Source organism: Bacillus cereus group sp. BceL291, assembly GCF_051776705.1.
GTDB lineage: Bacteria > Bacillota > Bacilli > Bacillales > Bacillaceae_G > Bacillus_A > Bacillus_A cereus.
This window is the reverse complement of sequence record NZ_JBPWAP010000025.1, coordinates 22301-40276: the sequence shown is the minus strand read 5'-3', so window position 1 is coordinate 40276 and position 17976 is coordinate 22301. Positions and strand designations below refer to the sequence as shown.

Here is a 17976-nt window from a genome sequence, read left to right as displayed (position 1 = left end):
AGGCTTATAAAAAGTTAATAGTATATATATTATTTATTTTCATTTAGAAATTTAAGAACTTGGTTAAAAGCTTCTTCACCTGCTGGAGTGTTCATTTTAAATTGAAATTCATGTGCTAACTCGCCAGAGATATTTTTATCAAAGAAAAGTGTATCTACAGGTATTCCTTTATTTTGTAAAGTAGAAGCTAATGCTTTACCTTGCTCTTCAAATGATGCAGTATTTCCATCTGTGATGAACGTTGGTGGGTAATCTTTTGTAACGTGTTTATAAATAGAGGCGATTTCCATTTCAGGTAATGTTTCAAATTTCTTTTTCCCAAAGTAAGCCCAGCCAGTAGTACGCATAAAGTCTTGCACTTCTTTGGATGTTTCCATTTTAGCTAATGCAGGCATATTATAAGGGCCGCAAAATAGCAATATACCTTTAATTGTAGAAGGAGCAACAACAGCGTCAATCCCGGTTAATTTCGCATAATCTGGAGATGTTTGAATAGTAACAAATTGTCCAGATATTTGCGCTCCCGCAGAATCTCCTGCAAAATATAGGTCATCTAGTTTTACATTATATTTCTTTGCATTTGCTTTTATATATTCATAAGCCTCACCAAGTTGTAGTACTGGTGTAGGATACTTTCTTTTAGGAGCAAGAGCATAATTTATATTTATCACTGTATAACCACGAGCAGCTAATTCTACTGCATAACCAGTAATGTCTGATTTATCTCCACCTACAAATCCACCCCCGTGCACCCAAAAAATAACAGGTGTTTTCCCTATAAAATTTTTGGGATAAATAATATCTAATGTACCATCAGGAAATTTAGAATTATAATTGATATCTTTAACAATTCGTGTCTCTTTTAGAGCGTTTTTATAATTATTAGATTGAACAAACATTCCACCTTCAAATGCTTTTTTTATGAGAAACGCTTTCGGAATAGGTGAAACATTCCAAAAAACAACCCCCGCAATAATCAATCCGAAAACAATAAAAAGAGTTAGCAACATTCTTTTTTTCCATATCACTTTAGGTTTTAACTGTTTTATTCTCATAATTAAAGAATCTCCATTCTTTTTAGTAATAATCTTAAAATAAAGTGAAACTTTAATCAGCCCTCACCAATAGGGCTGCCCGTTAATACGGGATCAATCACAATATACACTTCTATTTTACGATTAACTTTATTATCACCTGCTAATCCGTCCTTAAAATTTTATGCAAAAAGTTATATATTTTTATTATGTACATATTAGGTATCTCCTATAAAACACATTAAAAATTCAAACAAAAAGAGCAAAAGATCCCCATTTATAGAAGATTTCTTTTGCTCTTTGTAAAGGACACAAGTCCAAATAAAAGTTGCTTATCTATCGATAACTTACACATAAGAATGCATTTGTTTCAGTACTTTATTAGCAAAAACTTTAACAACCGTTTCTTTTTCACCCGTTCTATCAATTATGAAACCATGAACTTCAATATCAGAAGGTACTAATGGATGATGACGGATCATATCTATACTCTTTTCAATATTTTCACTAACATTTTTTTGTGCACTCAGCCATTGATTAAGGCTACCACTTGAAAATTCAGGCATGCAATTTTTAAAGAGATAGTCTAATTCTATATTATCTTTTATGAAATCACGTTGAGTTTGTAGATTAACTGAAGAAGTTTCTTTATCCTCTATTCCGACAACAAAAATTTCTTTAACATTTTCTTGATAAATAGCAATAATAATAGATCTCATTATATCTCCATAAGGATGTACAATTACAGAATCATAGCTGTGTATAGTCAACATGTTTTCTTGTTGAATGTTAGTTACTTGTTGGATACTAGGCTCTATTCCGTGTTCAATGTCTGTTAATAATAAAACTTTTTTATTCTTTGAATTCATATGGAGCACTCCTTCTTCATTATTGTATTTATGAAACTTTTAAGCTAGTAACAATAATAATTGTTACCAGTTTTTCCAGCTTCCCTCTGGATCAACACTTGCAAGTCTAACCCATCCATTTTGAACTTTTTCTCGAAATGTGAAATCATTATTTAACAAACGTTCTATATATTCAATAGGTGCTTGAATGACAATTAGTAAACGAAGTGGTGAATGATACGTCTCACTATCTGACTGCATAACCGATTGCCAAGGTAAGCCTGGCAACAGGTCACTAGCATTCCCTTGCATAACACCGAGACCCGCCGTTACGGTTTGGGTTGTTTTATTTCCACTACCATAATAATGAGGAGCTACAGTTGATGCGTAATATTGTAGATTTATCCACTGTGCAACTGTTCCTGGTCCTGCAATAATGTTAGCTAATATATCGCCACTTTCATCCTGTTTCCAATCATAATTATGAAGGAAAGCCCTGCCTTCTAAGTCACAATCTTGAGTTAATTCACGCTGTCCGATAATAAAAGATGCATTACGCGCTAATCCCCATTCTGGACGTATTTCACTCCAATCTTCTGCAAATCGATGTGCCTCTTTACTCGGATTTTTTATTTTCGTTTTAAAATTAGGTAATTGCGTTAAACGTTCTCTATTTGCATGTTGGCTCACATTTGGCATAATCGTCTCGATACAATCAAACGCTTCTTGCGCAGTTTTCGAAAGTTCTGGGACGTAAATCCATTCCAATTCGTCCACTGTTGTTTTATGTTCAGCTGCTGCAAAAATGGTATCCTTAGGAATGTTAATGCCTTCAGCAAACAACGCCTCTCTCACTTCTGGAAGATTACATAAAGTCGCAAAAACTCTTGCATTGAATCCTCCTGCTGCTCCGCCACAAGCACCACACTCAAGTGCTGCAGCATAAGGGTTGTTCGTACTTTGACTACTATGTCCGCACATTACAACTAAAGGAGCAAATTTTTCTGTCAGTCCCACCATTTTTAAAGCTTGACGCACATAGTTCACTTTTTCTTCTTTCGTAAAACCGATAGGTATCTCACCTTTTGTGTCATGAACATGATTAAGCGAGAATGTTGTATCAGGTTTTTGTAACATAGTTTTACGAAGTTTACGAATGAAACCACCAACTCCTCTTGGGACAAAGCTTCTTGTCACCATCTGTAGACCAAGTAAAGGACCACTTAACTCAGGTAGCGCCATACTTGTCAGTACGTTCTGTTTCATCGTTTTAAATGTATAACGCACCGAACTGCCTACCCTCTTACGTTGCTCATAAGATTTAAATTCATTTTCATCTGTAAGCTCTTTTATTTGATGCTTCGGTTTCAGTATAACTGGCAAGGAAGGATGGCTGTCATTACTACCTAGTTCACTAGTCGCAATTGGTAACCCAAAGAAACCAGCTATTCCAAACGTTTCAAACGGACCTAGTTTTTCTAAGTGGCGACGAAACGGTTCTGAACGTACATCAATACAAAATGCTAATTGAGCTAATACACGCTTTTTATCATTGGTTGCACGTTGTTTAGAAGCAATCTTCTCTCTTAATTGCTCTGCATGCGTTTGTTCCCAAGCTTCCAGCCAAAGTTTCCTGCGAATATTTTCATCAAAACGATATGCAAATGCTAACAATTCGCTTTGTTCAGCTGCAGACATTTGTGACCATTCCCGTGTTGAAATATTCCCCCAATAGATCCAAGAAGCTATAAGTGGGACGATCGAAACTTTTTTCTCAACCTTTTGATTTTTTAAAGGTAAATAAGGTTTTGCAATAGCCAGCTCCATAGAAATTCGAACTGCTAAATATTCTATTAAAAGCCCCTGTTCCTGAATTGATTGTTGTGAGCGCCATCGTATCATTCCTGCCCACCCAGGTAAAGAAAGTAAGTGCCCTTCAAGATAAGCTTGTATGTTAGATTCAGAAATTCCTAGTTCAAATAACGCTCTCGCTAAAGCTACTTCGGCATCTTGTGGCCAATCTTTTAAAACTTTACGCTCATTTTTACTGAGCGCTGGATCAAATGTAATAAGGTGTTGCCATGCACGATAAAAACCTTTCTCTCGATTTGGCATCGTCCAACTTGATCCGGAGTCATCAAGATATAATTTACACCATTTAATGATATGATAATTAAGAATATCAGATAGGTTTTCACTATTTTGATTCTCTATAAGCGAACTTATTGGCTGCATAACAGAGGCTTTCATATTTGCTGTATTTATATAACTCATTTCTTCTGCCAATTTATTTAATTCTGGCGATGATAATAGACTAGAAGGTAATTTTTCTAACTTTAAAGCCGCTTGGCAAAATCGCTCTACTTTGTCTCGCGGAATATGAAAAGATTGTGAATCCAGCCAACGAGACAAACTACTTTGTAAAAATGATTCCTCAATCTCACCTTTCGCTTTTGCCGAATGAATCATGGAAGTACTAGGATACATATCCACATTACGAGCTTCTTTTAGCCAATTTGCGACTTGTTCAAATGATTGCTTTTCAAGTCCCATCCAAGGGTGGTGAGCTGCAAACGTAGAGATAGGCCAAAGTGGTGCAATAACTCGGCTAGCAGATGCAACTAAATCATTTATATTATTTTCTTGCATATCAATGTTTGTATCTTTCTTTAATATTGACGATATGCTCATCACGAATTACCTCCCTTTGATACATAATGTTTCAGATAGCTTGGGTGACTTTCTACTGATTTTCTTCTCGCTTCACCTACTCGAACTAACCAAAGATAAAGTACAGCGAATAAAGTAGAAGATTGATGACGAGTAACGAAAGTACTAGTAACACTACTAAATAGTAAAATACATATAACAAAGATAACGGCTGGAGCTGAAGGTTGAACACTTTGATAAATATCAGTATGCAACCATTTATAAAGAGAATTATGAACGGTAAAGTAAATGAGAGAAAATCCAATCAAAACAATTACGCCAGCAATTCGTCCCATTCTTCCCTCTCCAAAAACAACAAGCTGTTTCCATGAAAAGTATAGTGACCAGCCTAAGATTAACGCACTAACTAGTTGATACCCCTCTCCAAAAGTCATAAACCAGAAAGTAATTGCTATAAATAATCCTAAAACACGCCCGACTATAATCCATAAATTGGACATCTTTTCATTAGACTGATTCACTACCCCAAAACGTTGCACTGAAGAACCAGCTTGTAAAAACAGTGTAGCTTTAAACAAACCATGTAAAATTAAATGAATAACAGCCGCTAAATAGGCGCCTAATGCACATTGAATAAGCATAAATCCCATTTGTGCAATAGTTGAACCTACTAGCTGACGTTTATAATCAACTTGGACTAAACTAATTCCTGTACCTATCAAGACAGAAATACTAGAGAAAATTAGTAAAATTATTTGTGCAATATCATCATGAAAAAGAGGTGAAAATCTAGTTAACATGATACCGCCAGCATTTACTAAACCCGCATGCATAATAGCAGAAACAGGAGTTGGAGCAACAGCGGACTCAATTAACCATCTTTGAAAAGGCCATTGTGCTGCTGGAATCATCACCGCTAATATAATTAATAAGTTAATTCCTGTTCTCTCCAATGTTCCATGTAGCGCTACATTTTCATTCGTTAAAACTGATGTTAATTGCCACTGTCCAGTTACTTGAAAAAGCCAAATGATAGCTGATAGCAACGCAATCCAACTTATTGTAAATAAATAGCCAGAGATTTTAGTTGCTTCACTAACTACTTTCCACCCTTTATTTAGCCCTATGAGTAGAACCAATCCTATAAGCGTTGCTCCCCAACAAATAATCATGAAACGAAGATCATCACTTAACCATGCAACCGAAGATACACCTGTAGTAAATGTAAAAAGTACAAAGTATTTTCGATATGAGCGATCTCCCATTAAGTAACGTACAGAAAAACGCTGAATGATTAAACCAATTGTAAGAACAAAGAAAGCCATTAACCAAGCTAAAGTATCTAGATGCCAAGGCCCCACAACTCTATCTCCATTGTTATTAACAAGTGCGAGTAAAGAAATCAATGAAGGCAAAGCAGCGATACCAATATGGATATGAACAAAACGTAAAGGCATCCTTGCATTTAAAAACAATAATCCACTTAGCCAAGAAGCACTAAGCGCTATAAAAAATAATGTTAACAGTGTTGATGAACTCAGCGAAATTAACATGTTAAATACTCCCTTCTAAGCGAAAATAACCTATAAAAATTCCTTTTAATTACGATAGTTTTTTAAATTTCAATTTTCATTCACTCTTTTTAGTGCATCGTTTTTTTCCATAAAAAAAACCGACAACTTCCATAATTCAATGATTTTATATCATCATTGAATTATGGAGATTGTCGGTTTCCCTTCAACTAACTTCAATAAAGTTTTTTGAAGAGCTCCCATTTTATAGAGGATAATAATGTATGTATTACTCCTATTAAAAAGAAATGTATATTTCTGATCTCCTAGATTATGCAATCAATATATCAATTTATGTTATACGCTATCTTTTAATTAAGAAACTTTTTCATTTAGTCAATATTACATATTAAAAAAATGCTAAAGCCTTAATTATAGCAAACTGTTAAAATGAGCATCTATCAATTTTTTAAAACAATTATAAGATAAACCATATTAAGCAGTTTGTCAATTTCTTTATTCGTTTTTTAAGAGTTATTAGAATTAAGATTTATTATACCTAAATAACTTCAAGTTTTTAATTATTAGCCTGTTAATAAAGTGCAAAACTTGTAGGTTTCTTAATCCTTCCACTAACCTTAAGGTATTTTTAAAATTTCTCCTCAAGATTATGAAGCAATTTAAAAATCATTACTCGTTCGCCTGTACGGGAGCTTATATCCGTATGAAAGCTTTTCACTTTCTCTCCAGTTAATTCTAGTATAATCTCTTTCAGATCATCAATTCCAGATTCAACTAGCTCCGAACGATTCTTCTTTATCGTTAGCATCCCGTCTTTTGTTTCGCAAACACTATATTCAGCCGGCGTTAAAACACCTTGTAAATTTACGATAATCATATCCCGTAATATATCTGTCTTAACGGATATAGACCCGCGTCCTAGGTAATCCTTTTCCCAGTGAGTAATTGCTTTGCTTATCTCTGATTCAATAGAGCCTTTTGAGCTTTTCATCTATGTATCCTCCTTCAATAAAATAAATTTACAATAACAATATAATAATCCGGATTGATTTTATTTTCAATTATTGAGAAGAATTTATTGGGATTGCAAAAAAGAACTCTTATAAAATTAAGAGTCCCTTTTATATTAAATGCGCTTTTCCTTAGTAATGTAACGCAAAATAGCACTTAGGCATTTGTAGATTTATACAACATATTTCGAAGCAGAATACAAATAAACCCTAATACTAATGCAAACATGCCTACAAATAAAATATATTTCGTTCCAATTTGTGCAATAATTATCCCTGCGATCCCAGTACCAATTGTAGTCCCTAAATTACAAGAAGTTAAAAATAATCCATTAGCGAAATCTGGTGAATTAGGTGCTGAAGACATCATCCAATATTGATTGACATTACCACCAATCCCGCCAAAAACACCCCAAATTACAATAAAAATTGCAGTTGGTATCGCAAGATCTGATACAAAGAAAAAGGCAAAATATAATATCATTAGAGCAATGGGATAAATGATTACCGTACGGACAGGAGCTATTGTCAGTAATCTCCCTGCAAGAATATTCCCGATAATATTTGCTATCCCATAAACAAATAGCATGATACTTATCATATACGGCGACATTTTCGTAACTACATCTAAATATTCGGCTAGATAACTATAAATTCCAAATACCGCTCCATTTAAAAAAGTTACAGCAAGTATGGATAGCCATGTGATACCTTTCGTTAAAATCTTAAGCTGCGAACCATAAGAAAGCTTTTCCTGAACAGGCATAGAGGGAATAAATACGATTGTCATAATAAACGCAAAAATATTAACAAGTGCAAAAAATGTCAATGATATTTCAAGGGTAAATACATTTGCTAAAAAGTTGACAATCGGTACACCTAAAACCATACCAGCTGAAACCCCAATAAACACTTTGGCAACTGCTTTTGGAGCTTCTTTTGCACTAACTGAAGTTGCTGCTACTGATAAAGCCATCGATACGTACACTGGATGAAAGAAAGCCGGAATTACTCGTGCAACTAAAGCAACTGTAAAATTCGTTGTAAAAATTGAAATAACGTTGCCGATAATAAAGATTGCTAGTACGAACAACATAACCGTTTTTCGATTTACACCCGAAAAAACTAAAGGAAGCGTTGGAGCCGCAATAGCAATGGCGAGCGCGAACAAACTAACCATTAAACTTACCTTCGAAACACTTACATCAAAATGATCTGATAATGCCGGAAGCAGGCCAATATATCCCATTTCAGTATTAAGAATACCGAAAACCCCTACTGCTAATATAAAAATTAATACACTTTTTGAATTCTTCATAAAAAACACTTCAACTCCTCTTTCACTTCTTATCAATGCTTTTGGTAATGTGATTATAAAATGGTATTATTGAGATAACAAATACCTATATTGAATACATTCCCATAACAAATAGGCATACGAAGGAGAAGAGTTTTTTGGACATACGTGTATTACGCTACTTCATTGCGGTAGCAACGCAAGAGAATATATCTGCTGCTGCAAATGCATTGCATTTATCTCAACCTACATTATCAAGACAGTTAAACAACCTGGAAGAAGAGCTTGGAACTACTTTATTTGTGCGAGGAAATCGAAAAATCACTTTAACAGACGAAGGTATGTTTTTATTAGATCGAGCAAAAGAAATTGTGGATTTAGTAAAAAAAACAGAAGCTAATTTTAACCAAAAATCTGAAATTATTAGTGGAGAAATTCATATTGGCGCTGGAGAAACAGAGGCAATGCAGTTCATTGCACAAACTATAAAAAAAGTTGTTGCCCATCACCCTAACATTAAATTTCATTTATATAGCGGCAACGCTGATGACATTACAACAAAATTAGATAGTGGTTTATTAGATTTTGGTATCGTTATTGAGCCAGCAAATAAACAAAAATATGACTACTTAAAGTTGCCAGCTACTGATGTATGGGGCGTACTTATGCGAAAAGACAGTCCCTTAGCGGAAAAAGCTTATATCCATCCAACAGACTTACTAAATAAACCTCTTATCATATCAAGACAAACGGCTGTAAGTAATGAATTATCAGGATGGCTTGGAGAGGAAATTGAAAACTTGAATGTTATAGGTACATATAATTTACTCTATAATGCATCCTTACTCGTAAAAGAAAATATAGGCTACGCATTATGTATTGATAAGCTTATGAATACGTCTGAGGAAAGTACACTTTGCTTCCGCCCCCTATCTCCTAAGCTAGAGGCTGGACTAAATATTCTTTGGAAAAAACATCAAACATTTTCAAGTGCTACAAAGATTTTTCTAACATATTTGCGAGGAGGTATGTAAATATTTTTGATAAACTGTATAGACTTATTTCTAGGACACATATAGCTAAAAAAGAAAAAATCTTAGATTAATTCTTTTTTTAGCAATGTGGTGCTCCCTCATCACCATCGAACTATAAAAAGCAAATACCCCAAAACGAAAAAACAAGCCGTTGTCTGTCAAATACACACTGGATTTTCGTTCTGGGGTGCTATAAATGTTTTAATTTGATAGGTACGGGGGCTACCAGAAAAAGAAGCCTATACATGTACCACAAGCTTTTTATCTGTTGGCAGTTTGTTTGATCAATTCACTTTTACTATCTCTTTGCAGCATAATTCTCCCCACCGCTATAAGAATGGTAATAATTGAAGTGCAAAGAAGAATATTCATATCGTGTGATAGATTTCCCCCTCCAAAAATTATTGTTTGATATCCATCGGCTACATAAGTTCCAGGGAAAAAAGAACCTACAGTTTGATAAAAATTTGATAGCAATGCTTTTGGGACAATTACTCCAAAAGTAACTAATTGTATTGACAGTGATATGATATTAAATACCATACCAGCAGGACCGAATAGAACGATAAACATTTGTGTTACGCTTAAGAAAGAGAAAAAGACAAGAGTTTGGAAGATCCATGTTTCAAATAAGCTTGTATTCAATTTAACGTTAAATACGGTCATCAATAATAACGTGATAATAGCTAAAATAACAGATACGACAATATTAATAACTTGTCTTGAGAAAAATATAGACCATTTTCCGTGCGTGTTTTTTAATATTGTTGCAACAATATTAAGATTTAAACTCATAAGCATAGCTCCAACCCATGAAGCAAGAACAATTAAAAATGGAATCATGGTTGCTGCAAAGCCATCTGTATTGTTTGTTTTTTCGACAGATGATTGCACAGAATCAATGTTTAATGAACTTACAGCTTTCGTAATGTTTTCTGATAACTTTTGGGCCAATTCTTCTGACGGTATCACTGTACTTAGTTCGTTAGATAGGTTAGATGAAATAAACTTTTGTTTATACGCATATACATTTTTATTAACTGTTTGCGTAATATCCTTTGCCGCGCCTTCCATAATCTGTTTTGCCAAAGATGAGTTTGCTTGATTGATGAAATAGTTAATCTCTGTAGTATTATTTTCTTTCAATAGGCTTGAGAAATTTGCAGGAATTTGAATAACCATATCTAAGTTCCTGTTATCCATGTCTTTTTGGGCGTGCGTTACCGAGCTATAGCTTTTAACTTTAAAGGGCAGATTTTCCTTCAAGCTTTTTTCAATATCAGTTCCCATTTGATTATCTTCATTAACTAATCCGATTTTTAATTGGTTTACCCGATCAGTAACACCATCGTATGCAGTCATCCACACACAAAAGAAAATTAACAGAAAAGCAAATGCTGTTGCAATTCCAATGAATGTTGGGGGGAATTTAAAGAAATTTTTTAAAGTTTTCATTGTCGTACTCCTTGTTGTTTTATTATAGCAAGTACTTACTTTCATCCGGTGTAAAAAAAGACCTAGGGAGTTAGCCCCCTAGAAAATAGTTGGACACTATGTTTTAGAAAAATCTCTTTTGAATTTGAAAATAAATTGTCCCCGAAGCGTGAGTTAGAAAGAAAGTAACCGAAATTCATCCAAATAAAGTTCATCGCCTGAGCTTCCATATCAGTTTCAATAAGCTTTCCCTTTTCTCTCATCTCAATAAAATATGAAACCAAATTATCTTTTAATTGTTTAGGAATTAATGCAATTTTTTCTTTAAGCTCTGGGAACATTTCAGCTTCCTGAAAACTAATCAAAATTAAATCCTTTAACTTTTCTATATATGCAAGATATCCTTCTGCAATAGATAACAAGTCATCTTCAAGATTCCAAGTCATCTCTCCAGGCATTAATTTATTCAATTCCATATCACGCGATAAAGATTCGACAGCTTTTTCCATAATATTCTTTTTGCTTCCGAAATTCCGAAAGATCGTTACTTCGTTTACGCCCGCTAATTCCGAAATCGAGCGAGTCGTCGTTCCCTTATAGCCATGAGTACGAAATAGTTCTAAAAAAGCCTCAATAATACGTTCTGATGTATTTGTCATTTCATTCACGTTTCATCCAACTTTCACATAATCTTTATCCAAACCCGAATGTAAGTATTCACTTGCACAAGTAGAATAAACCTTTTTGATCCAAAAGTCAACTTTATAAAAAAAGACGATTTCTTTATCGTATAGGAAATCGACTTTTGGCTTAATTATTGATTTAGTAATAAAAACACCTTTTTAAAATAACTATGTTTATACTATAGACGTTGATCTTTTTGGAAGTTTAGACGAAAATGATCCTCGTCATTATATACACCAAATTCATACCCTTTCTCTTTATAAAATTTAATAATTTCAGGAAGAGCTTGTAATGTTTGCGCCTTTTCATGCATTAAAACAACTTCTACTTCTTCTGTTGTCTGTTTCTTTACATTATCGATAATCTGAGTTGGATTATCTTTTAATTTCCAATCATTTGAGTCTATTGTCCAATCCCAAACTTTTATTGCTGCTTCTACAATTTGGTTACGAATTTCCTCACCCTTTAATCCTGGTGCAGATCCATATGGCGGACGAACTAATTTAGGAGTTGTACCCGTAATATTATGGATAAGAGCTAACGTTTCTTTCATCTCCGGTACAAATTGTCCTTTTTTGTATAGCTTATCACTATTATGTGTCATACTATGAGCACCAATATAATGTCCTTCTTTTACCGCTCGTTTTACGTTTTCCTGAAAACCTGTATTTTGTAAATTGCTACCTTGCATAAAAAATGTCGAGGCGACATGTTGCTCTTTTAGTACATCTAAAAATTTCCCAGTTAGTTCGCTAGGACCATCATCGAATGTTAAATAAACAACCTTTCCCACCGGTTTTCCATCAGGTCTTTTCTGTTTTGCTGGTGGTGTTTCTTTTTTCTTTTCTTGTTGTTGCGTGTTAACTTGATTACTACTTTCGTTAGCTATTCCCTTCGCTGGGATAGAGTTCCATTTTCCTATTAAAAAGAAGGTGAAAAAGGTCGTTGCTAAAACAACTCCTAGAGATATTATTACCTTAGTTAGTCGACTTGTTTTTTTCTTACTTTGTGATTCTTTCATTATTTTCCGATCCTTTCCCTATTAATTTTTATATTCATTATTTATACAGCTGAGCATTAACTCCAGCTGATGTTTACAATAAATAGATTAATAGAGGAAGGTGAAGATAAAATGCAGATAATGTCGAATTTAGTTAAAGAATAGCGTATGGCATCCACTCTTTAAAAAAATATTTGTTTCTCTACTACAGTTAAATTTGAAAACTGGATATACATCCAAAATAAAAGATACTACTCTTTCTAAACAATATTTTCATATCAAGATAACAACATGCTGGTATAAAGATAAAATACAAAGATAGCCGTACTATTGAAATTCTATTATAATTTTGTAATTGGAATTCATTTGAACCAAATGAAGAACTAGAAGAAATATTATTATGTGGAGGTGCCCCGATGAACCTTGTAATTAGAGAGTTAGAAACAAATGATTTAGATAATCTCCCGGAGATTGATGACAGTTTTATAGTGAATGCTCGGTTAATTCTTTCTCTTTCCAAAGGAAATAAACGTATAGAATATACAGTAGAAGACGTTCCGAGTTATGAAAAAAGTTATTTACAAAATCAAGATGATAATGAAGAACTGGCTTACAATGAATATATAAATAAACCTAATCAAGTCATTTACATAGCACTGTTACATAACCAAATCATTGGATTAATGGTATTGAAAAAGAATTGGAACCACTATGCTTACATAGAAGATATAACGGTAGATAAAAAATATCGTACACTCGGAGTTGGTAAAAGATTAGTTGATCAAGCAAAGCAGTGGGCAAAAAAAGGCAATATGCCAGGTATCATGCTTGAAACGCAAAATAATAATGTCGCAGCATGTAAGTTCTATGAAAAATGCGGATTTGTAATTGGTGGGTGTGATTTTCTTGTTTATAAAGGTTTGGATATTGAAAATGATGAAGTTGCAATTTATTGGTATTTGCATTTCAAATGAAACTGTTTTTAACATTAAACAAAGTCAAAATAAAAACCCCAATTTCTCTATATTAAAATTGAGAAACTGGGGTTAAGTTATTTAACCATATTTTTTATTTAAAACAAATAACTAATTAATAACCCTGCTGATAATAAGAAGCCAAAAATCGTATTTGTCATCGCTGTTGATTTCATTGCGATGCGCATATACCCAGGATCCTTTGCCCCTTTTTGGAAACTTTGAATCGCAGAAATCGGCTTTCTCAAACCTAGGAACATAACTAATGCCCAAGGGCTTATATAACCCATTAATACAATTACGGCAATCCATAAATACGCAATGAAAAAGGCTACCGCTAGTGTTACCACAGCTTTCTCTCTCCCAAGGAGGATTACTAATGTCTTTCTTCCACCTTTAATATCTTCTTCGATATCTCTGATGTTATTCGACATATTGATTGCACCGACTAAAATTCCAATTGGAATGGAAATCAATACACTTTCAATCGTTATCGTATTCGTTTGAATAAAGAAAGCAATGAGTACAAAACATGTCCCCATTAACAATCCAGAAACTAATTCTCCAAACGGGGTGTACGCAATTGGTAGTGGACCACCTGTATATAAATAGCCAACTGCCATCCCAATTAAACCAATAACCACTAACCACCAACTACTATTCATACAAATATAAATGCCAATAAAAGCTGCTACGACATACAATAAAAGCGCAACTGTTAAAACATTTTTTGGCTTCAATCCATGACGGACAATTCCGCCACCGATGCCAACGGATTCAGCAGTGTCTAATCCACGTTTAAAATCATAGTACTCATTAAATAAGTTCGTTGCTATTTGCAATGCTAAACATGCAACCATCATCGCAATAAATAACAGCCAATCAATTTTGGCAACATAAAGTGATGCCACTGTTCCTAAAATTACAGGAGAAAACGTCGCCGTTAATGTATGCGGGCGCGTCATCTTCCATATTAATTTAGCGGAACTAATTTCTTTTTCTGTCCCCATAACTCTGTTCAATCTCCCTACATTTTAAGTATAAATTACTAGCAGTATCTTTCTATCTATTTCCTGCCACGCATCCATTCATTATATCAATAAATGATTATCCTTTCTAACAAATCAACTTTTAATAAGGTGAAAAATTATAAAATGAAACTTTAATCAGTAGGAATTTTGTCACCCCCACTGATTATTAGTACATATCCATTGTTTTTTTACGGGCAGCCCTCCCATTCGTTGAATTTTGTGGTGGGAGTCTTACTGCCCGTTAATGCGGGATAAAAAAGAAGTCAAATTACTTCCAAACAACACCTCGCCTCTCATATTCCATTCTGTATTCAACGGCAGCCGCAATTTTAGGGCTTGCGAATCTTTCCGTGATCCAAAGTCCCAAATCAACTCCTGAAGTAACTCCTCTTGCAGTGATAATATCCCCTTGATCCGCAATTCTGTAATGAAGAAGCTCTGCCCCGTATTCACTCATTTCATCCTGTGCCAAATAGTGCATCGTTGCCTTTCGACCGTTCAATATACCAGAGGCAGCTAATAGCATACCTCCTGTACACACACCAGCAACAATTGTTCCTGCATTGTGCATCTCGCTAATCATTTCGGTCAAAGTACCAAGCTCTGCTTGCTTTCGTGCCCCATGCTCTGCTTTATGATTCCAGCCACCACCAGGTACAATTAACAAATCTGGCCTATTATCCATTCGTAAAAAATCATGTAGTTTAACCGTAACTCCAAATGAAGTCGTAACTTCTTGTTTTTGTTCACTCGAAACGAATTCAATTGTAAATGGAGCCCCTTCTTCTATCGCTCTTTTCAGTACCTCAAACGGTGCGAAAGAGACAAGTTCTCCGAAACCATCAAACAATACTATTTGTATTTTCATTTTCGGACACCTCATATGCTTTCTTTTTTTAATTGTAGATATATATAATGATTGGGCAACCTCAAAGTGTAAATTGTAAAGTATACCTAGATTATTCAAATAAAAAATAATATCCCACATAGTTAAATACATTTGTAAACCCTACATTTTCCACAACTGCAACAGAAGGCTTGTTCAATTCCATACAGTCCCAATATGGAATAATATCATTCTCCAAACAATCTTTCACAAAACTATGCGCTATCTTTTGAGCTAATTTTCTCCCTTGGTGACCTTTTATCGTTTCAATATCTATACAATGGATATTTGCAAATACAAAACCTGAAAAACATACACTTACAATTAGATCATCATAAACAACGCAATAACCGATTCCCTCATCGAAAAAACAATCCGGTGAAGACCAAAACTCTAAAATTTTTGATTGTAAAAAATCAATATTCTTAAATGTATTGTTATTATTTTCATAGAGAGCTTTACTCATTTTCAGCACAGTATATCCCTGTTCAAATTTAGGCTCATGATGATTGTCATAATCCTCTTTTCTTAGCGTATACACTCTTTGATTCCAACTCTTTAATTTACGGTGCTGAAATATTCTTTCAATTGTTTTGTTCCATTTTGAATGATTACCGATTCCTTCAAAGCAATCTAGTCCTACCTTCCTCGCCTCAGGTACTATTACATTATTAATAAAATGATTCATTTCTTTATTAAACTCTTCATTTGCAGAATCTCCAATGAAGAAGAATCCATCATTATTACCTAACCAAATAAGTCCCGAATTAGGAGCAGTACTATTATCTACAAATATACGACCAGGGTTCACTCCTGCAATTACAGCACGTACCTCTAATTGACCTTGTTCATTCACTAAACTATTACACCTATAAAAATCATTCTTGCTTAGTTCACAGATCATACGTTACATCCCCTTTTTTAAACTGTTCTATTCTAACTTTACCACTTTCACATAATATTCTGTATTATTTTCAAGAGTGGTTTTAAAGCGATGCGATAAGTAAATGAAATACATAATAAAAAAGAGCCAATCCCCTATAAGATAGAAGATTGACTCTTTCCTTTATTTACTCCCCTGTTTCAGAAAATCGCTTTATACGTTCACCAATTTCATCACGAACACGTTGAAATTCGGACCACTCTTTTCCTGCTGGATCATCAAATCCCCAATGAACACGATTTACATGCGGCGGAGTAGATGGACAAACAGAATCCGCATGACTACACAGCGTAACGACTAAATCAGCACTATTTAAAATGTTTGCATCAATTATATCTGATGTTTGATTTGTTATGTCGATATTTACTTCGTTCATTGCTTTAATTGCATTTGGATTTACTCCATGTGCTTCAATTCCTGCAGAATATACATTCCATTTATCACCTAAATATTGTTTGCCCCATGCTTCTGCCATTTGGCTTCGGCATGAATTTCCTGTGCATAAGAAATAGATTGTCTTTTTGTTTTCCATGTTGTTTTCCGCCTTTGTTTTTAAATTATGCTGGTTGATCATTAAAATATTTACGCTTAAACCAAAAAGCGACGTTTACAAGTGCAATCATTACAGGTACTTCAACTAATGGTCCGATAACTGCTGCAAATGCTGCGCCTGAATGAATACCAAACACCCCAACTGCTACAGCAATTGCTAACTCAAAGTTATTACTACCTGCTGTAAATGCTAACGTTGTCGTCACCGGATAGTTTGCACCAATTTTTCTTCCCATAAAGAAAGATACAAAAAACATTACAATAAAATAGATTAATAACGGAATCGCTATTCTTACCACATCTAGTGGCACGCTAACAATCATCTCTCCTTTTAAAGAAAACATAATGACGATCGTAAATAGCAATGCAAGTAATGTAAGTGGACTAATTTTAGGTATAAACACCTTTTCATACCACTGTCTTCCTTTTAACTTAACTAGTACAAAGCGTGTCAACATACCTGCTATAAAAGGAATTCCCAAATAGATAAATACTGATTTTGCTACTTCTATCATTGTAATATCGACAATAGCCCCTTCAATCCCTAACCATTCTGGAATTACAGTTACAAATACGTATGCATAAACTGAGAAAAAAAGCATTTGGAATACCGAATTAAAAGCAACTAAACCTGCCGCATACTCTTTATCCCCATCAGCAAGATCGTTCCAAACAATAACCATTGCAATACAACGTGCTAATCCAATCATAATGAGACCAACCATGTATTCTGGTTTATCAGGAAGAAAAATAATTGCTAACACAAACATAAGTACCGGACCGATAATCCAGTTTTGTACTAAAGATAGAACTAACACTTTTACATCTTTAAATACTCGGCCCATTTCCTCATAGCGAACTTTCGCTAATGGTGGATACATCATTACAATTAAACCAACAGCAAGTGGAATAGACGTCGTTCCAACTTGTAATGTATGTAGTCCGTCTACTACACTAGGAAACACAAACCCTAAACCAATCCCAACAGCCATCGCTAGAAAGATCCATAGTGTTAAATAGCGGTCTAGAAAAGATAAACGTTTCATT

16 protein-coding genes are annotated in these 17976 nt (G+C 34.3%); 2 read left to right on the top strand and 14 right to left on the bottom strand.

Features of this window, described 5'->3' with window-relative positions; genetic code table 11:
• Positions 1 to 29: 29 nt before the first annotated feature.
• The 6 genes from ACS2CR_RS17070 to ACS2CR_RS17045 all read right to left on the bottom strand — a co-directional run bounded on the left by ACS2CR_RS17070 (position 30) and on the right by ACS2CR_RS17045 (position 8412).
• Positions 30 to 1055, bottom strand: coding sequence for an alpha/beta hydrolase (locus ACS2CR_RS17070; protein ID WP_053514248.1), 1026 nt, complete (start codon positions 1053 to 1055; stop codon positions 30 to 32).
• 326 nt (positions 1056 to 1381) lie between these two features.
• Complete coding sequence (locus ACS2CR_RS17065; RefSeq protein WP_001086248.1) at positions 1382 to 1903, bottom strand: hypothetical protein; 522 nt, start codon at positions 1901 to 1903, stop codon at positions 1382 to 1384.
• A 63-nt stretch (positions 1904 to 1966) separates the two neighbouring features.
• Positions 1967 to 4573 (bottom strand): DUF2309 domain-containing protein, encoded by a 2607-nt coding sequence (locus ACS2CR_RS17060; protein ID WP_053514247.1) that lies wholly within the window; start codon positions 4571 to 4573, stop codon positions 1967 to 1969.
• On the bottom strand, positions 4573 to 6105 hold the full coding sequence (locus ACS2CR_RS17055) for an NADH dehydrogenase subunit 5 (protein WP_053514246.1): 1533 nt from the start codon (positions 6103 to 6105) through the stop codon (positions 4573 to 4575). The genes ACS2CR_RS17060 and ACS2CR_RS17055 overlap by 1 nt, the downstream gene beginning before the upstream one ends.
• Before the next feature lie 607 nt (positions 6106 to 6712).
• Positions 6713 to 7075 carry a DUF2294 domain-containing protein gene (locus ACS2CR_RS17050; protein ID WP_000842548.1) on the bottom strand — a complete coding sequence of 121 codons (363 nt, stop codon included), beginning with the start codon at positions 7073 to 7075 and terminating at the stop codon, positions 6713 to 6715.
• A 176-nt stretch (positions 7076 to 7251) separates the two neighbouring features.
• A complete protein-coding gene (locus tag ACS2CR_RS17045) occupies positions 7252 to 8412 on the bottom strand; it encodes an MFS transporter (RefSeq protein WP_053514253.1) in 1161 nt (386 codons plus the stop codon).
• Between the two features lie 137 nt (positions 8413 to 8549).
• On the opposite strand from ACS2CR_RS17045, the gene ACS2CR_RS17040 reads away from it, so the two are divergent.
• A complete protein-coding gene (locus tag ACS2CR_RS17040; RefSeq protein ID WP_053514245.1) occupies positions 8550 to 9425 on the top strand; it encodes a LysR family transcriptional regulator in 876 nt (291 codons plus the stop codon).
• 261 nt (positions 9426 to 9686) lie between these two features.
• On the opposite strand, the gene ACS2CR_RS17035 is transcribed toward ACS2CR_RS17040, so the two are convergent.
• The 3 genes from ACS2CR_RS17035 to ACS2CR_RS17025 all read right to left on the bottom strand — a co-directional run bounded on the left by ACS2CR_RS17035 (position 9687) and on the right by ACS2CR_RS17025 (position 12564).
• Entirely contained in the window at positions 9687 to 10880 is a 1194-nt protein-coding gene (locus tag ACS2CR_RS17035; RefSeq protein WP_074644063.1) for a YhgE/Pip domain-containing protein, read from the bottom strand.
• 62 nt (positions 10881 to 10942) lie between these two features.
• On the bottom strand, positions 10943 to 11527 hold the full coding sequence (locus ACS2CR_RS17030; protein ID WP_001004645.1) for a TetR/AcrR family transcriptional regulator: 585 nt from the start codon (positions 11525 to 11527) through the stop codon (positions 10943 to 10945).
• 194 nt (positions 11528 to 11721) lie between these two features.
• Positions 11722 to 12564: a polysaccharide deacetylase family protein gene (locus tag ACS2CR_RS17025; protein ID WP_048568429.1), complete on the bottom strand. Its 843-nt coding sequence runs from the start codon at positions 12562 to 12564 to the stop codon at positions 11722 to 11724.
• A 395-nt stretch (positions 12565 to 12959) separates the two neighbouring features.
• On the opposite strand from ACS2CR_RS17025, the gene satA reads away from it, so the two are divergent.
• On the top strand, positions 12960 to 13517 hold the full coding sequence (satA, locus tag ACS2CR_RS17020; RefSeq protein WP_001054991.1) for a streptothricin N-acetyltransferase SatA: 558 nt from the start codon (positions 12960 to 12962) through the stop codon (positions 13515 to 13517).
• Positions 13518 to 13615: 98 nt separating this feature from the next.
• Here the strand turns inward: satA and menA are convergent, their stop codons facing one another.
• The 5 genes from menA to arsB form a co-directional block, all read right to left on the bottom strand.
• Entirely contained in the window at positions 13616 to 14527 is a 912-nt protein-coding gene (menA, locus tag ACS2CR_RS17015; protein ID WP_000536384.1) for a 1,4-dihydroxy-2-naphthoate polyprenyltransferase, read from the bottom strand.
• 289 nt (positions 14528 to 14816) lie between these two features.
• Positions 14817 to 15416 (bottom strand): DJ-1/PfpI family protein, encoded by a 600-nt coding sequence (locus tag ACS2CR_RS17010; RefSeq protein WP_000701557.1) that lies wholly within the window; start codon positions 15414 to 15416, stop codon positions 14817 to 14819.
• Positions 15417 to 15507: 91 nt separating this feature from the next.
• The gene (locus tag ACS2CR_RS17005; protein WP_000562836.1) at positions 15508 to 16338 is read right to left on the bottom strand and encodes a GNAT family N-acetyltransferase; all 831 of its coding nucleotides are present in this window, start codon (positions 16336 to 16338) and stop codon (positions 15508 to 15510) included.
• A gap of 166 nt (positions 16339 to 16504) precedes the next feature.
• Positions 16505 to 16909, bottom strand: a complete 405-nt coding sequence (gene arsC, locus ACS2CR_RS17000; protein ID WP_000428354.1) for an arsenate reductase (thioredoxin) — start codon at positions 16907 to 16909, stop codon at positions 16505 to 16507.
• 25 nt (positions 16910 to 16934) lie between these two features.
• The gene (gene arsB / locus ACS2CR_RS16995; protein ID WP_000826532.1) at positions 16935 to 17975 is read right to left on the bottom strand and encodes an ACR3 family arsenite efflux transporter; all 1041 of its coding nucleotides are present in this window, start codon (positions 17973 to 17975) and stop codon (positions 16935 to 16937) included.
• Position 17976 lies beyond the last annotated feature (1 nt).

Excerpts from the sequence above, each read along its gene's own strand:
- ACS2CR_RS17050 (WP_000842548.1), bottom strand. The coding sequence starts at position 7,075 with ATGAAAAGCTCAAAAGGCTCTATTGAATCAGAGATAAGCAAAGCAATT.
- ACS2CR_RS17060 (WP_053514247.1), bottom strand. The coding sequence starts at position 4,573 with ATGAGCATATCGTCAATATTAAAGAAAGATACAAACATTGATATGCAA.
- ACS2CR_RS17035 (WP_074644063.1), bottom strand. The coding sequence starts at position 10,880 with ATGAAAACTTTAAAAAATTTCTTTAAATTCCCCCCAACATTCATTGGA.
- ACS2CR_RS17045 (WP_053514253.1), bottom strand. The coding sequence starts at position 8,412 with ATGAAGAATTCAAAAAGTGTATTAATTTTTATATTAGCAGTAGGGGTT.
- ACS2CR_RS17010 (WP_000701557.1), bottom strand. The coding sequence starts at position 15,416 with ATGAAAATACAAATAGTATTGTTTGATGGTTTCGGAGAACTTGTCTCT.
- satA (WP_001054991.1), top strand. The coding sequence starts at position 12,960 with ATGAACCTTGTAATTAGAGAGTTAGAAACAAATGATTTAGATAATCTC.
- ACS2CR_RS17025 (WP_048568429.1), bottom strand. The coding sequence starts at position 12,564 with ATGAAAGAATCACAAAGTAAGAAAAAAACAAGTCGACTAACTAAGGTA.
- arsB (WP_000826532.1), bottom strand. The coding sequence starts at position 17,975 with ATGAAACGTTTATCTTTTCTAGACCGCTATTTAACACTATGGATCTTT.
- arsC (WP_000428354.1), bottom strand. The coding sequence starts at position 16,909 with ATGGAAAACAAAAAGACAATCTATTTCTTATGCACAGGAAATTCATGC.
- ACS2CR_RS17005 (WP_000562836.1), bottom strand. The coding sequence starts at position 16,338 with ATGATCTGTGAACTAAGCAAGAATGATTTTTATAGGTGTAATAGTTTA.
- ACS2CR_RS17070 (WP_053514248.1), bottom strand. The coding sequence starts at position 1,055 with ATGAGAATAAAACAGTTAAAACCTAAAGTGATATGGAAAAAAAGAATG.
- ACS2CR_RS17065 (WP_001086248.1), bottom strand. The coding sequence starts at position 1,903 with ATGAATTCAAAGAATAAAAAAGTTTTATTATTAACAGACATTGAACAC.
- menA (WP_000536384.1), bottom strand. The coding sequence starts at position 14,527 with ATGGGGACAGAAAAAGAAATTAGTTCCGCTAAATTAATATGGAAGATG.
- ACS2CR_RS17055 (WP_053514246.1), bottom strand. The coding sequence starts at position 6,105 with ATGTTAATTTCGCTGAGTTCATCAACACTGTTAACATTATTTTTTATA.